Source organism: Serratia sp. NA_112.1 (assembly GCF_052691715.1).
This window is the reverse complement of record NZ_JBQZFO010000006.1, coordinates 195801-209442: the sequence shown is the minus strand read 5'-3', so window position 1 is coordinate 209442 and position 13642 is coordinate 195801. Positions and strand designations below refer to the sequence as shown.

At 54.2% G+C, this 13642-nt stretch carries 16 protein-coding genes; 9 read left to right on the top strand and 7 right to left on the bottom strand.

Annotated features, from left to right (window positions below; translation table 11 throughout):
- Nucleotides 1-15: 15 nt before the first annotated feature.
- Together ACUTQ5_RS14560 and ACUTQ5_RS14555 are read right to left on the bottom strand one after the other, a co-directional pair.
- Nucleotides 16-528: an E3 ubiquitin--protein ligase gene (locus ACUTQ5_RS14560; RefSeq protein WP_445651837.1), complete on the bottom strand. Its 513-nt coding sequence runs from the start codon at nt 526-528 to the stop codon at nt 16-18.
- A gap of 118 nt (nt 529-646) precedes the next feature.
- Nucleotides 647-841, bottom strand: coding sequence for a hypothetical protein (locus ACUTQ5_RS14555; protein ID WP_261093122.1), 195 nt, complete (start codon nt 839-841; stop codon nt 647-649).
- On the opposite strand from ACUTQ5_RS14555, the gene hda reads away from it, so the two are divergent.
- Complete coding sequence (gene hda / locus ACUTQ5_RS14550) at nt 757-1458, top strand: DnaA inactivator Hda (RefSeq protein ID WP_026142482.1); 702 nt, start codon at nt 757-759, stop codon at nt 1456-1458. The two genes, ACUTQ5_RS14555 and hda, sit on opposite strands and share 85 nt — an antisense overlap.
- A 51-nt stretch (nt 1459-1509) precedes the next feature.
- Here the strand turns inward: hda and arsC are convergent, their stop codons facing one another.
- Together arsC and ACUTQ5_RS14540 are read right to left on the bottom strand one after the other, a co-directional pair.
- A complete protein-coding gene (gene arsC / locus ACUTQ5_RS14545; RefSeq protein WP_445651836.1) occupies nt 1510-1863 on the bottom strand; it encodes an arsenate reductase (glutaredoxin) in 354 nt (117 codons plus the stop codon).
- A 20-nt stretch (nt 1864-1883) separates the two neighbouring features.
- Nucleotides 1884-3347, bottom strand: coding sequence for a beta-barrel assembly-enhancing protease (locus ACUTQ5_RS14540; RefSeq protein WP_445651835.1), 1464 nt, complete (start codon nt 3345-3347; stop codon nt 1884-1886).
- Between the two features lie 350 nt (nt 3348-3697).
- On the opposite strand from ACUTQ5_RS14540, the gene ACUTQ5_RS14535 reads away from it, so the two are divergent.
- Together ACUTQ5_RS14535 and ACUTQ5_RS14530 are read left to right on the top strand one after the other, a co-directional pair.
- Nucleotides 3698-4240 carry an RrF2 family transcriptional regulator gene (locus ACUTQ5_RS14535; RefSeq protein WP_445651834.1) on the top strand — a complete coding sequence of 181 codons (543 nt, stop codon included), beginning with the start codon at nt 3698-3700 and terminating at the stop codon, nt 4238-4240.
- Nucleotides 4241-4388: 148 nt separating this feature from the next.
- On the top strand, nt 4389-5597 hold the full coding sequence (locus tag ACUTQ5_RS14530; RefSeq protein ID WP_445651833.1) for an NAD(P)/FAD-dependent oxidoreductase: 1209 nt from the start codon (nt 4389-4391) through the stop codon (nt 5595-5597).
- Nucleotides 5598-5635: 38 nt separating this feature from the next.
- On the opposite strand, the gene ACUTQ5_RS14525 is transcribed toward ACUTQ5_RS14530, so the two are convergent.
- Nucleotides 5636-6097: an Lrp/AsnC family transcriptional regulator gene (locus tag ACUTQ5_RS14525; RefSeq protein ID WP_445651832.1), complete on the bottom strand. Its 462-nt coding sequence runs from the start codon at nt 6095-6097 to the stop codon at nt 5636-5638.
- Nucleotides 6098-6291: 194 nt separating this feature from the next.
- Between ACUTQ5_RS14525 and ACUTQ5_RS14520 the strand changes: the two genes are divergently transcribed.
- Both ACUTQ5_RS14520 and ACUTQ5_RS14515 read left to right on the top strand, forming a co-directional pair.
- Complete coding sequence (locus tag ACUTQ5_RS14520; RefSeq protein ID WP_445651831.1) at nt 6292-6909, top strand: LysE family translocator; 618 nt, start codon at nt 6292-6294, stop codon at nt 6907-6909.
- Nucleotides 6910-7074: 165 nt separating this feature from the next.
- A complete protein-coding gene (locus tag ACUTQ5_RS14515) occupies nt 7075-8145 on the top strand; it encodes an AI-2E family transporter (RefSeq protein WP_445651830.1) in 1071 nt (356 codons plus the stop codon).
- 43 nt (nt 8146-8188) lie between these two features.
- Here the strand turns inward: ACUTQ5_RS14515 and bcp are convergent, their stop codons facing one another.
- Nucleotides 8189-8653, bottom strand: coding sequence for a thioredoxin-dependent thiol peroxidase (gene bcp, locus ACUTQ5_RS14510; RefSeq protein WP_012146223.1), 465 nt, complete (start codon nt 8651-8653; stop codon nt 8189-8191).
- Between the two features lie 2 nt (nt 8654-8655).
- The gene (locus ACUTQ5_RS14505) at nt 8656-9261 is read right to left on the bottom strand and encodes a glycine cleavage system transcriptional repressor (RefSeq protein WP_206194290.1); all 606 of its coding nucleotides are present in this window, start codon (nt 9259-9261) and stop codon (nt 8656-8658) included.
- A gap of 110 nt (nt 9262-9371) precedes the next feature.
- On the opposite strand from ACUTQ5_RS14505, the gene dapA reads away from it, so the two are divergent.
- From dapA to ypfJ, 4 genes are all read left to right on the top strand, one after another.
- Complete coding sequence (dapA, locus tag ACUTQ5_RS14500; protein WP_445651829.1) at nt 9372-10253, top strand: 4-hydroxy-tetrahydrodipicolinate synthase; 882 nt, start codon at nt 9372-9374, stop codon at nt 10251-10253.
- 16 nt (nt 10254-10269) lie between these two features.
- On the top strand, nt 10270-11322 hold the full coding sequence (gene bamC, locus ACUTQ5_RS14495; RefSeq protein WP_445651828.1) for an outer membrane protein assembly factor BamC: 1053 nt from the start codon (nt 10270-10272) through the stop codon (nt 11320-11322).
- Nucleotides 11323-11729: 407 nt separating this feature from the next.
- Nucleotides 11730-12443, top strand: a complete 714-nt coding sequence (gene purC, locus ACUTQ5_RS14490; protein WP_261431845.1) for a phosphoribosylaminoimidazolesuccinocarboxamide synthase — start codon at nt 11730-11732, stop codon at nt 12441-12443.
- A 167-nt stretch (nt 12444-12610) separates the two neighbouring features.
- On the top strand, nt 12611-13477 hold the full coding sequence (ypfJ, locus tag ACUTQ5_RS14485; protein WP_445651827.1) for a KPN_02809 family neutral zinc metallopeptidase: 867 nt from the start codon (nt 12611-12613) through the stop codon (nt 13475-13477).
- Nucleotides 13478-13642: the final 165 nt, after the last annotated feature.

The window sequence follows — 13642 nt, the reverse complement described above, 5'->3', positions numbered from 1 at the left end:
GCTATTTACTGATTACTATTGCTTTGCCGGCGGGGTATTGTTGGTCCCTGCTGCATCGACATCACTTTTTAATTCTTCCGCTTTATTCTCTGCGCTGTTTTTAATCGCTTCGGTTTTCGCTTGGGCTTGTTCTGTCAGGTCGTTGGCACCATTAATGGCGTCGTTCTTAATGGTTTTAGCCTGATCGACCAACTGCTGGCTTTGTTTGCTGGCATCTTCTTTGATGGCATCGGCCTTGGCTTTGGCATCATTGGTGATAGCATCGGCCTGCTTGCTGGCATCGTCTTTAATCGCCGAGGCCTTGTCTTTAAGCTGGTCCGCCTGAGTGGTAGCCTCTTTCTTGATGTCCTTGGCCACGGCTGCGGCTTTATCGGTCAGATCGTCCGCTTTTTTCTGGGCGGCGTCTTTCATTTGCTCTGCACTGTCTTTGGCTTTTTCAAGATTGGCGTCGACTTTGGATGAGTCATCACAACCGGCAAGCACTAGCCCAATGAGTGAGGCCAAAAGCACTTTATTCCGTACTTTCATCGTCAATATCCTTGTAGAAACCTTGTTTATGGTAACTGCATTTCGCCTTTCTATACTAGGATAAGTCTTGGATAAAATACAAATTTCACCCACTCTGTCCGGGCGGAATTTGGTTTTCTCAGGCGCCGTTGTTCACTATTGCGGCATAAAATCCAGCCGGTTCAACAGCACCCATTTTCTGTGGTAGACTGACCGCGTTTTCCTGCCAGTTTTGGTTGAGGTGCTTTTCTGAATACGCCGGCACAGCTTTCACTGCCACTTTATCTTCCCGATGATGAAACTTTTGCCAGTTTTTATCCGGGGGAGAACCCATCCCTATTGAGCGCGATCCAGTCTGCCGTTCGTCAGGAACATGGCAGCTATATTTATTTCTGGTCACGTGAGGGCGGTGGGCGCAGCCACCTGTTGCATGCGTCCTGCGCGGAGCTTTCGCTGCGTGGCGAGGCCGTAGGCTATGTGCCACTGGATAAGCGAGCCTATTTCGTTCCTGAAGTCCTGGACGGTATGGAGCAGCTGGCCTTGGTGTGTATCGATAATATCGAATGCATTGCCGGTGATGAAGAATGGGAAATGGCCATATTCAATCTCTACAACCGCATTCTGGAAACCGGCCGTACGCGCCTGTTTATTACCGGCGATCGTCCGCCACGCCAATTGAATCTCCATCTGCCTGATTTGGCTTCACGCCTGGACTGGGGGCAGATCTACAAATTACAGCCGCTGTCGGATGAAGAGAAACTGCTGGCTTTGCAACTACGCGGCAAGCTGCGTGGTTTTGAATTGCCGGAGGACGTGGGGCGTTTCCTGCTGAAGCGGTTGGATCGCGAAATGCGCACGCTGTTTATGACATTAGACCAACTCGATCACGCTTCGATCACCGCACAGCGCAAGCTGACTATCCCGTTTGTGAAAGAGATCTTGGGGCTGTAACCGGTTCATTTCTATCATTTGGGGCACCATAATCAGTGCCCACTATCACGTTTACAGAATTTCCAGCACCTGCTCTGGCGGCCGGCCGATACGTGCCTTGTTGCCGTTGACCACAATGGGGCGTTCGATCAGCTTCGGATTCGCCACCATCGCCGCTAACAACTGGGCCTCGCTCAGGCCTTCATCCGCCAGCTTCAATTCCTTGTACAGATCTTCTTTTTTGCGCATCAGCTCGCGCGCTGAGGTGAACCCCAACTCCTTCAGCAGTTTTTTCAACTGCTCCACCGACGGTGGTGTCTCCAGGTACAGCACCACTTCAGGGGTTACGCCATGCTGTTCCAGCAGTGTCAGGGTTTCGCGGCTCTTGGAGCAGCGCGGGTTGTGGTAAATAGTGACGTTTTTCAATTAACTCATCCTTTTCAAAATCAGCTACGCTGGTACTGGCGGAAACGCTCCTGCAATTGGCGCAACTGGTCGATGCGCGCATCATAACGCGCCTGTTTCAGACTGCCGAGTTTTTGCAATGAGCTGGCATTGCTGAGCAGACCTATGGCCTGATCGAGACGGCCGGTTAGCGCCAGGCTTTCAGCGCGGGCGGAAAGTTCTTCATCGCGCAACCCCTGCGCGGCGCTGGCCTGGGCCAGTAGATCCCAGGCATTGGGATCATCAGGGTGGGCGAAGGTATAACGGTTAAGAATTTTCGCTGCCTGAGCCGGCTGGTTGCCTTCAACATAGGCGTTAGCCAGGTTGAGCTGCAGCACCGGATTGTTGCTTTGGGCCGCATTTGCGGCCTGCAGACGGGCGATGGCCTGCGGCGCACGTTTCTGGCCGAGGTCGATGTCGGTCATCAGGTCGAGCAGCCAGACGTTTTTTGGATCTTGCGTCAGCAGCGGCTGAATGATGTTACGGGCGTCGTCATATTTTTTCGCCTCATAGAACAAAATGGCGCGGCCATACTTGGCGGCAGCCTGTTCACGGATATTGCCTTTGCTGTAGGTATCGAGCAGTTCTTCGCGCAGGCCGTAACCTTCGGAGCTGTACATCCCCAGAGAACGCACTTTGGCCATCAGGTAATCCTGGGTGGACTGCACCAGATGCTTGGGCATCTGGTTGGCGCGGTTGCGTGCGTCAGACAGGCGGCTGTCAGGCAATGGGTGGGTCAGCAGCATTTCCGGTGGTTTTGATGCGTAGCGCGACTGGTCAGACAGTTTTTGCAAGAAGTCAGGCATCGCCTCTGGATCAAATCCGGCACGTTGCAATACCTGAATGCCGATGCGGTCGGCTTCCTGCTCGTTTGACTGGGTAAAACTGATCATGCCCTGTTGGGTACCTGCCAGGGTACCGCTGAGCGCCGCCATGCCCATGGTAGGGTTCGCCATCGCCAACAGGATTGAACCGAGGGCGCCGACCCAGGTCAGCGGCGCGTTGCGTTGCTGGTCTTCCATCGCCCGCGCCAGGTGGCGTTGGGTCACGTGTGAGATTTCATGCGCCAGCACCGAAGCCAGCTGGCTTTCGTTGTCGGTTTCGCGGAACAGGGCGGAATGCAGCACTACGTTGCCGCCGAAGAAGGCGAAGGCGTTGATTTCGTCGTTACGTACCAGAGAGAAATGGAATGGCGTACGCACCGAATAAGCGCTTGCCACCAGCCGATTACCCAACTGGTTAATATATTGAGTCAGCAACGGGTCATTGATCAGCGGTGCGCTGGCGCGAAGCTGACGCACGTAGAAATCCCCCATCGCCATTTCCTGGCCAATGCTTAGGGTACCGCCCGCAGAGGTGCCCATATCCGGCAGTTGATCCTGGCTTTCCGCCAGTACCGGCGCCGTGGCGTTGAGCGTGCCAAGTAACAGTACTGCAATCGCTGTTTTGGTCAACCGGGTGGTCATAGTCAGGCGTTTCCCCTTAAAGAGTCATTTCTAAGACGTCAGCATCACCTAAGAGTTCTTGTTCCCTGCCGGACTCGCCAAAGCAATCAGTGCGAAAGTGTGTTGGCTCACAAAAATGCATGCGTTGCGGCGGCCAGTTGGCAGCTAACATCATAGTCAGCTGGATGCGACAATGAAACTTCTGTTCGGCAATATTCGACCAGAAATGCTTTATTTTTCATTTCTCAATATTGCCATTCGGGTCGTCAAGATAAAACAAAGACAATATTTGTCCGTGTTTTAATTGACAGGATAAACGTGGACTAATATAGTCTGTGTTATTGAATTCATAGGTGCACCTCAAACCCAATATGGCTTACATCACTACCAGCGTTGAATATGGCATCCACTGTCTGCTTTGGTTAGTCGGCGATAATCAGCGCGCGCTCAGCAGCCGTGAACTTGCCGAACTGCAGGGGATCTCACCGAGTTTCCTGGCCAAAATTTTCCCCAAGCTGGAGAAAGCGGGGATCGTCACTGCGAGCGAAGGCGTGCGCGGTGGCTATCGGCTGGCCCGCCCGGCGGATGAGATCACTTTCCTGGAGGTCATTGATGCCATTGAAGGGCACAAGCCATTGTTCGATTGCCAGGAGGTACGCGGCCGTTGCGCGGTTTTTGACGACAGCCCGCCAGACTGGGCGGTGTCCGGCAAGTGTGCGATCCATGCCGTGATGCTGCAGGCCGAAAAGGCCATGCGTGATGCACTGGCGGTACAAACTCTGGGGGCGGTCGCCACGCGTTTCGGGCGCAAGGCGCCAGAGGGATTCTTTGGTGAGGTCAACCTGTGGATGGATGAACGCATGAGCGAACGTACCACCCGCAGCGGCAAAGCGGCCCGCACCAAGCCTAAATAATTTCTCAGCAGTTTCTCTGATTCTTTTTTCCCGCCTGTGTGCCATAGGCGGTAGCCCTTCTGCACCCTTTTGACAGGTGGCGGAACGGCGCCACTCGCCCGGAAAATAGTACGGGCATCTGATTAAACCTGTAGGAAGGAGTTATTCCATGACACAAAAAATAGTGATCGCCGGTTCTGGTTTTGCTGGTTTTTGGGCTGCAGTTTCCGCCATGCGAGCGATAGCACTGGCTGGTAAGGAGGGGGAGATTGAAGTGACGATGGTTTCGCCGACACCGAATGTCACCATTCGCCCAAGGTTGTATGAAGCGGTGCTGGAGAACATGAGCCCGGATATTTCGGCGCAGCTTGCCGCTATTGGTGTTCACCATTTGGCCGGTTTGGTTGAGCAGATAAACAGTGAAAACCAGACGCTAGTGGTTGCCAGCGCTACGGGGCAGAAGCTCCGGTTGGATTATGACCGGCTGGTGTTGGCGACCGGCAGCCAGCTTTCTGTTCCTCCGGTTGCCGGCTTCGCCGAACACGGGTTCAATGTGGATACGCTGCAAAGCGCGCAGCGACTGGATGTTCATTTGAAGGCATTGGCAGCACAACCGGAAACGCCGGCGCGTAATACCGTGGTAGTGGTAGGCGGCGGGCTCACCGGGTTGGAAAGCGCGTCCGAAATGCCAATGCGCCTGCGTGCGATTCTGGGCAGTGAAGCGGACATCCGCGTGGTGATTGTCGATACTGCAGCAGAAGTAGGGGCGGGTATGGGGGCCGAACCTGGCATCGTGATCCGCCAGGCGTTGGAAGAATGTGGTGTTGAATCAAGGGCCGGGATGCGCGTTACGGCGATCGATGCCGACAGCGTTACTTTGTCGAATGGTGAGCGTATTGCCGCCAACACGGTGATATTGGCTGCCGGTGTACGGGCAAATCCATTGGTCGAGCAAATTCCGGGCGAGCGTGACGGCTCCGGACGCATTGTCGGCGACGCCTTCTTGCATGCTCCGGCGGCGAATGGCGTTTTCGTTACCGGCGATACGGTCAAGGCAGCGAGCGACGCGTTGGGTAACCATAACCTGATGACCTGCCAGCATGCGATGAGCCTGGGGCGCGTCGCCGGGCACAATGCCGCAGCGGAACTGGTGGGGCTGCCGCTGCACCCTTACAGTCAACCCAAGTACGTGACTTGCCTCGATCTCGGGGCCTGGGGAGCGCTCTACACCGAAGGTTGGGATCGCCAGGTGCTATTCACGCGCGCAGAGGGCAAAAAGATCAAACAGGAAATCAACACCCAGTGGATCTACCCACCGGCAGCGGATCGCGAGGCGCTGTTTGCCGTCGCCAATCCAGATTTTGTGATTGTCCCTTAAGCCTTAAGTATCCAACGGGAGCGGAAACGCTCCCGTTGTTATGTCCCCAGAGGTAAAAAGGAGCGCTCAGGCACCACGGTTTTCATTACCAGCGTGGAACTGAGGCGCTGAACGCCAGGCAGGGCGGAGAGCTTCTCGTCATACAGCTGCTGGAAAGCGGGCAGATCGCGGGAGATCACATGCAGCAGGTAATCGGGGTCACCGAACAGCCTTTGCGCCTGCACCACCTGAGGAATATCGATCATTGCATCCTCAAAGGTGGCTACGGCGTGGCGATCGCCTTCTCTCATGGTGACGAAAACCAATGCGGAAAAGTTAAACCCCAGGCTGGTGGGTTCAAGCTGGGCGCGATAGCCCCTGATCACCCCTGATTCTTCCAGAGCCTTCACCCGGCGGTGGCAGGGCGAAACGCTAAGACCGACACGTTCGGCCAGCTCGGTGACAGAAAGTCGCCCATCCGCTTGTAGTTCAGCAAGAATTTTGCGGTCTATCTTATCCATTTAGAAAAATTTCCCCGAATTTGTAGTTTTCAGGCAAGTAATTGGCAGCACATTTTAACGCCCTAAAGATATTCTTTCCAATAATTAAGTGGCCGGGGCCGATCGCACTTAACGCGGTTTGCAGGCCCCTATGATGAGGAAAGTCAGGTGAAAATACGTGCAGCAGAGCAACCTCGTCAGTGGAGCAATCTGTCATGACGCCGGCCATTTTTGCCGCCTTCTGGGCAGTTTCGATTCTGTTTGTCATCACGCCGGGCATGGATTGGGCATACGTGATATCGGCGGGCATACGCGGCAGGGTGGTAGTGCCGGCAGTCGCCGGATTATTGTTCGGGCATCTGCTGGCCATTGCGGTAGTGGCGGCCGGTGTCGGCGTGTTGGTTACCGGTAACCCGCTGATCCTGACGGTACTCACCGTCGTGGGGGCATCCTACCTGCTGTGGATCGGTATCAATCTGCTGTTAAATCCTCCGGTTCCCAATGCTGCGGAGAAACAGAGTTCAGATTCATGGATGCGCTGGGCGGGCAAAGGGGTTTGCATCAGTGGCATGAATCCAAAGGTCTTTCTGTTATTTCTGGCTCTGTTGCCGCAATTCACCGATCCGCATGCCCTGTGGTCGATTCCGACGCAGATCCTGGCCCTTGGCCTGCTGCATCTGGTCAGTTGTGGGCTGGTTTATCTGCTGGTGGGTTATGGCTCGCAGTCAGTATTGCAGACGCGCCCACAGGCGGCACGGGTGGTCAGCCGCATCTCCGGTGTCGCGATGACCCTCATCGCCGTTGTCTTGTTAGCTGAACAGGTGCTTAAATGAGGGCGAATATTTAGAACGATTCGACAGTGATAGCTGGATGGCAAATGGCCAGCATGGTACAACGATACGCTTGAACCCCGGTTCGTACCGGGGAGCAATAAGTTAAAAATATCCCACCACAGGAACCGCAATGCCTGCCAGTCAAACCTCTAGGAGCACTCTCTGATGCTGGAGATGTTATTACAGTGGTACCGTCGTCGTTTTACCGATCCGCAAGCCATCGCGCTGTTGGTGATCCTGGTTGCCGGCTTCCTCATCCTCTATTTTCTGCATGGCATTCTGACCCCGCTGTTGGTGGCGATAGTGCTGGCGTACCTGCTGGAGTGGCCGACCGCACGCCTGCAGCGTATCGGTTGTTCGCGTAGCTGGGCGGCGAGCATGGTGATGATCATGTTTGCCGGCATCGCGATGCTGTTGGTATTTGTGGTGGCACCCACCGCGTGGCAGCAGGGCATCAACCTGATGACCGATCTGCCGGGTATGCTTAATCAGTTTTATAACTTTGCCGCGACGCTGCCGAAGCGTTATCCGGCGCTGGTGGATGCTGGCATCATCGATATGATGGCGGAAAACCTGCGTGGACGCCTGTCGGGGATGGGCGAGTCGGTAGTGAAATTCTCCCTGGCTTCCCTGGTCGGGCTGCTGACGCTGGCGATTTATCTGATCCTGGTGCCGATGATGATGTTCTTCCTGCTAAAGGACAAAGAGCAAATGCTCAACGCGGTGCGCCGTGTGTTGCCGCGTAATCGCGGGCTGGCCGGGCAGGTGTGGATCGAGATGAATCAGCAGATCACCAACTATATTCGCGGCAAGGTACTGGAGATGGTGATCGTCGGCATAGCGACCTATCTGGTGTTCGTTGTGCTGGATATGCGCTATTCGCTGCTGCTGGCGGTGCTGGTCGGTGTCTCGGTGCTGATCCCCTATATCGGTGCGGTGCTGGTGACCATTCCGGTGGTGGTAGTGGCGATGTTTCAATGGGGTATCGGTGCCGACTTCTGGACGCTGATCGTCGCCTATCTGGTGGTGCAGGGGCTGGATGGCAATCTGCTGGTGCCGATTCTGTTCTCGGAGGCGGTTAATCTGCATCCGCTGGTGATTATTTTGTCGGTGATCATTTTCGGCGGATTGTGGGGTTTCTGGGGCGTGTTCTTTGCTATCCCGCTGGCGACCCTGGTGAAGGCTGTCATTCACGCCTGGCCGGACGAACTGCGGGTGGAAACGGAAGTGGAATAAGCGGGAAAACCGAAGCGCAGCAGGTCGCTGCGCTTCGGTTCAATTATTGCTGAAGATAGCTCAGAACGATGTCGTGATGATTGGTGGTCTTGAAATCATCAAACACTTTTTCAACCTTGCCTTTGCCGTCGAGCAGGAAGCTGATGCGGTGAATACCATCATAGGTTTTGCCCATAAAGGTTTTCTCACCCCAAACACCGAACTGCTGTGCTACCTGATGATCCTCATCAGATAACAACGTGAAGTTTAACAACTCTTTCTCGGCAAAACGCGACAGCTTCTCTGGTTTATCCGTGCTGATGCCCAGAACTTCGACACCTGCTTTTTTCAGTTCATCCATGTTATCCCGCAAACCGCAGGCCTGTACGGTACAGCCCGGCGTCATCGCCTTGGGATAAAAATAAACCAGTACTCGTTGTCCCTGGAAGTCGGCCAGATTAATTTCCTCACCGTCCTGGTCAGGTAAACTAAAGTTTGGCGCTGTGTCACCGGCTTTCAATGGGGTCATCACTACTCTCCATCTTTCTCATCATGCTGTGGATAGTTCACAACGCTAATACTGCCTTGTGCTTTCAATTCTGTACATAGGCGATGAAAGGCTTGCTCAATATTTGATGCATCGGCGTTGCCAGGGCTGTGTGCGGTGATCTGGATATGAAGCTGGGGGGGCAGGTCGCTTTCAGCCGGTTGGGTGCGCGACACCAGCTCGGCAATGTTCATCTGGCTGGAGTGGAACAGATCGGTAAAACGCTCAATGATATGCGGGGAATCTTTCACCTCCACCTGCACCCACACCGTAGCCGGCATCGGCGGCCTCTCGTGCGAGTTGGTGCGCTTCATCACAATCAGCAGTTCCAGCTCCGCCCCTTTTTGCGGCAGGGTAGATTCAATCAGGGTAATGGCGTTCCAGCTACCGGAAAGCAGCATGATGAACGTGAACTCCTCACCCAGCATGGCCAGACGGCTATCTTCGATATTGCATCCGCAACTGCTGACGTGGCGGGTGATGGCATTGACGATCCCTGGGCGGTCGGTACCGAGCGCGGTAATCACGAGATAGTGTTCATCTGGCTTAGGCAAAATGGAGCTTCCTGTCGTGCACAATGGGGTTACCATGGTAAACATAAAAAAAACCGCCTGCCAAGCGCTTACAACGCCGTTGTTTGCTTGCTTTTGGATAGGCAGCAAAAGTACCATGAGTGACTTGTTTGCGGAGGGGACGGTCAATGTTTACGGGAAGTATAGTTGCACTGGTTACGCCGATGGACGACACAGGTGCTGTCGATCGCGCGAGCCTAAAAAAATTGATTGATTATCATGTAGCCAGTGGAACTGCGGCCATCGTTTCCGTAGGGACTACCGGCGAGTCTGCAACGCTTGCCCATGACGAGCACGTTGACGTGGTATTGCAGACGCTGGAACTGGCCGCAGGCCGTATTCCGGTAATTGCCGGTACTGGCGCCAACGCCACCGCTGAAGCCATTTCGCTGACCCAGCGCTTCGAAAATAGCGGCGTAGTGGGTTGCCTGACGGTCACGCCTTACTACAATAAACCGACTCAGGAAGGGCTGTATCAGCACTTCAAGGCCATTGCCGAAAGCACCGCGCTGCCACAAATCCTCTATAACGTGCCTTCTCGCACCGGGTGTGACATGCTGCCGCCGACGATTGCGCGCTTGGCAAAAATCAAGAATATTGTTGCTGTTAAAGAGGCAACAGGGAACTTAAGTCGTGTAAGTCAGATCCAAGTGCTGGTTGATGATGAAGATTTCATTTTGCTGAGCGGCGATGACGCCAGCGGTCTGGATTTCATGCAACTGGGTGGCAAGGGTGTGATTTCCGTGACGGCCAATGTGGCTGCACGTGAAATGGCGCAACTTTGCGCGCTGGCAGCACAGGGCAACTTTGCTGAGGCACGCCGTTTAAATCAACGCTTGATGCCGTTGCATCAGGACTTGTTTGTAGAAGCAAACCCAATTCCGGTGAAATGGGCCTGTAAGGCATTGGGATTGATAGCAACCGATACGATGCGTCTGCCTATGACGCCGTTGACCGACGCTGCCCGTCCGATCGTTGAACGCGCGTTGAAAAGCGCCGGTTTGCTGTAACTCTAAGGGAAATTTGATGGTTTATTCATTGCAAAAGTCGACGGTAGCAAAAGTCGTAGGTATTTCGCTGGTTATGATGCTGGTCGGTTGTACCACCGACCAACGCTACAAACGCCAGGTTAGCGGCGATGAGTCTTACCTCGATGCGTCGGTGCTCAAGCCACTGAACGCACCCGCAGGTATGATCCTGCCGGTGCAAAGCGGTAATTATGATGTTCCGGCCACCACGCTGAAAGGCGGCGTCGGCAAGCAACTGGATATTCGTCCGCCGGTACAGCCACTGGCATTGCTGAGCGGCTCACGCGCGCAATATGCAGGCGACAGCGGTACGTTACTGTTGGAAAACAGCCCGCAGAACCAGAACCTGTGGTCACGCGTGGTCAGCATGATGCAAGCGAAGAACATAGCGATAGCCTCACGTCAGGACGCCGGTCAAACGCTGACCACCGACTGGGTGAAGTGGACCCGTCTGGATGAAGACAACCAGTACGAAGGCCGCTACCAGATCAGCGTACAGCAGCAGGGTTACCAGCAGGCGCTGGTGGTGAAAACCGTCGGCCTGCAGCAGCAGGGCAAAACCGATCCGGTGACCGACCCATCCGAAGTGCAGCGCTACAACGGTATGATGATGAACACCATCGTCGAAGGCCTGGACAAGCAGGACAACCTGGCGAGCAACCAGTCAGCCAACCGTTTCGGTGCGCTTGACGTGCAGAGCGGCGCGGATGATACCGGCCTGCCAATGTTGGTCGTGCGTGGTCCGTATACCGTGGTGTGGGATCGCCTGCCAGCGACATTGGAAAAACTGGGGATGAAAGTGGGTGACCGCAGCCGTCCGCAGGGCACCGTCGCCGTGACCTACAAATCCCTGAACAGCAGTGACTGGGATGCGTTGGGCGTCAAGGATCCTGAACTGAAAGAAGGCGATTACAAACTGCAGGTAGGTGATTTGAACAACCGTACCAGCCTGCAATTTATCGATCCTAAAGGGAAGCCATTGACCCAGTCGCAAAACGACGGCCTGGTTGCGGCATTCCAGTCAGCATTCAGTAAAACCAGCGTTAAATAATCGAAAAGGGGCTACGGCCCCTTTTAGGTTGCTGACAAAGCAGGAAAAAGCGTGGTTTTTCCTGCTTTGTGGTGAGCAGCCGAAAATCAATAAATTGATTTTCCTGATTTTTGTTTATCGGCCTCTACTCGCTCTGGGCAGGAATGAGGTTTGTCATCAGTCTGAAAGGGGCTACGGCCCCTTTTTTCTTTAATGGTTACGGTATCGTTTGCGTCGCAGATTTGGCACAATATACCCATCATTCTTGAAGCTACAGCTGTGTTGGCTGCGTGCACTCACCCCGGTCACTTACTTGAGTAAGTGACCGGGGACTCCTGCCCTTGCCGCCTTGCTGTAACTCCAATTATTTTGGGTATATCACGCCTGTGTGTTTAAGCGTTTTTAAAATTTTTTTTGGAGTAAGTGAGATGCAAAAAATAGCTGAGCTGTATCGCGGAAAGGCAAAAACCGTCTATACCACTGAAAATCCTGATCTGCTGGTGTTGGAATTCCGCAACGATACGTCAGCACTGGATGGTCAGCGCATTGAGCAGTTTGATCGCAAAGGCATGGTGAACAACAAGTTCAACCATTTCATCATGAGCAAACTGGAAGAGGCCGGCATCCCGACGCAAATGGAACGCCTGCTGTCAGACAATGAAGTGCTGGTGAAGAAGTTGGACATGGTGCCGGTAGAGTGTGTGATCCGCAACCGTGCCGCCGGTTCACTGGTGAAGCGTCTGGGCATTGAAGAAGGCCTGGTACTGAACCCACCGCTGTTTGACCTGTTCCTGAAAAACGATGAAATGCACGATCCCATGGTCAACGAATCCTATTGCGAAACCTTTGGTTGGGTGAGCAAAGAGCACCTGGCGCGCATGCGTGAGCTGAGCTACCAGGCCAACGACGTGTTGAGCAAGCTATTTGACGACGCAGGCCTGATCCTGGTCGACTTCAAGCTGGAGTTTGGCTTGTTCAACGGCGAAGTGGTACTGGGTGATGAATTCTCGCCGGATGGTAGCCGCCTGTGGGACAAAAACACCCTGGACAAGATGGACAAGGACCGCTTCCGCCAGAGCCTGGGTGGCCTGATCGAAGCCTACGAAGAAGTCGCTCGCCGCATCGGCGTCAAACTCGACTAAGCGTTTTCTCGCTATACGGGGTCTCTCCGGCCCCGTCTATTATCTTTACTTTCCCCGCCGTCTATTCCCGTTTGCCTGCATTTCCAGAAAAATTCTACATTTCCTTTGCCGCTGAGCATTTATAATGATCTACGTAACATGACAAAAACCTAATCTGGAGTTTACTTATGCGTTGGCAAGGGCGTCGGGAAAGTGACAATGTTGAGGATCGTCGCGGGCAGTCTTCAGGTCTGGGTGGCGGTGGCGGCGGTTTCCGCGTGCCTCGCGGCAAAGGCGGTATCGTTATTCTGGTGGTAGTGTTGGTGGCCGGCTATTACGGCGTCGATCTTTCACCGCTGTTGAACGGCGGGGATGTGAGCCCGCAAACTCAGCAACAGAGCGCCAGCATCAGTCCAAAAGACGATGAACTGGCCAAATTTACCTCGGTGGTGCTGGCTTCTACCGAAGATAACTGGAAAGAAGTTTTCCAGCGCATGGGTAAAACCTATCAGCCACCCAAGTTGGTGATGTATCGCGGCGTAACGCGTACCAGCTGCGGCACCGGTCAGGCGGCGATGGGGCCATTTTATTGCCCGGGCGACAAAACGGTATATATCGACCTGTCGTTCTATCAGGATATGAAAACCAAACTGGGTGCCGGCGGTGACTTCGCCCAGGCCTATGTGGTGGCGCACGAGGTAGGCCACCATGTGCAAAACCTGCTGGGCATTGAGCCTAAAGTGCGTCAAATGCAGCAGGGTGCCAGCCAGGTAGAAGTGAATCGTCTGTCGGTGAAAATGGAACTGCAGGCAGACTGCTTTGCCGGCGTTTGGGGCAAATATGCCGAGAAACAGCAAATGCTGGAAGAGGGCGACCTGCAGGCGGCATTAAACGCTGCGCAGGCGATCGGCGACGACCGTTTGCAGCAACAAGGTCAGGGGCGCGTGGTACCGGACAGCTTTACCCACGGGACCTCACAGCAGCGCTACACTTGGTTTAAGCAGGGCTTCGACAGCGGTGACCCTAACACCTGCAATACCTTCGCATCCCGTTAACATGCATGCCGGAGCCTGACTCCGGCATGATGTTGTTGATAAAGTGGGGAAAGCGTGGTTTTTCCTCACTTTGTGGCTATCAGCCGAAAATCAATAAATTGATTTTCCTGGGTTTTTAGTTTGTGAATACTGACATTCCAACTTTCCGTTGGGGGTGTCAGCGGT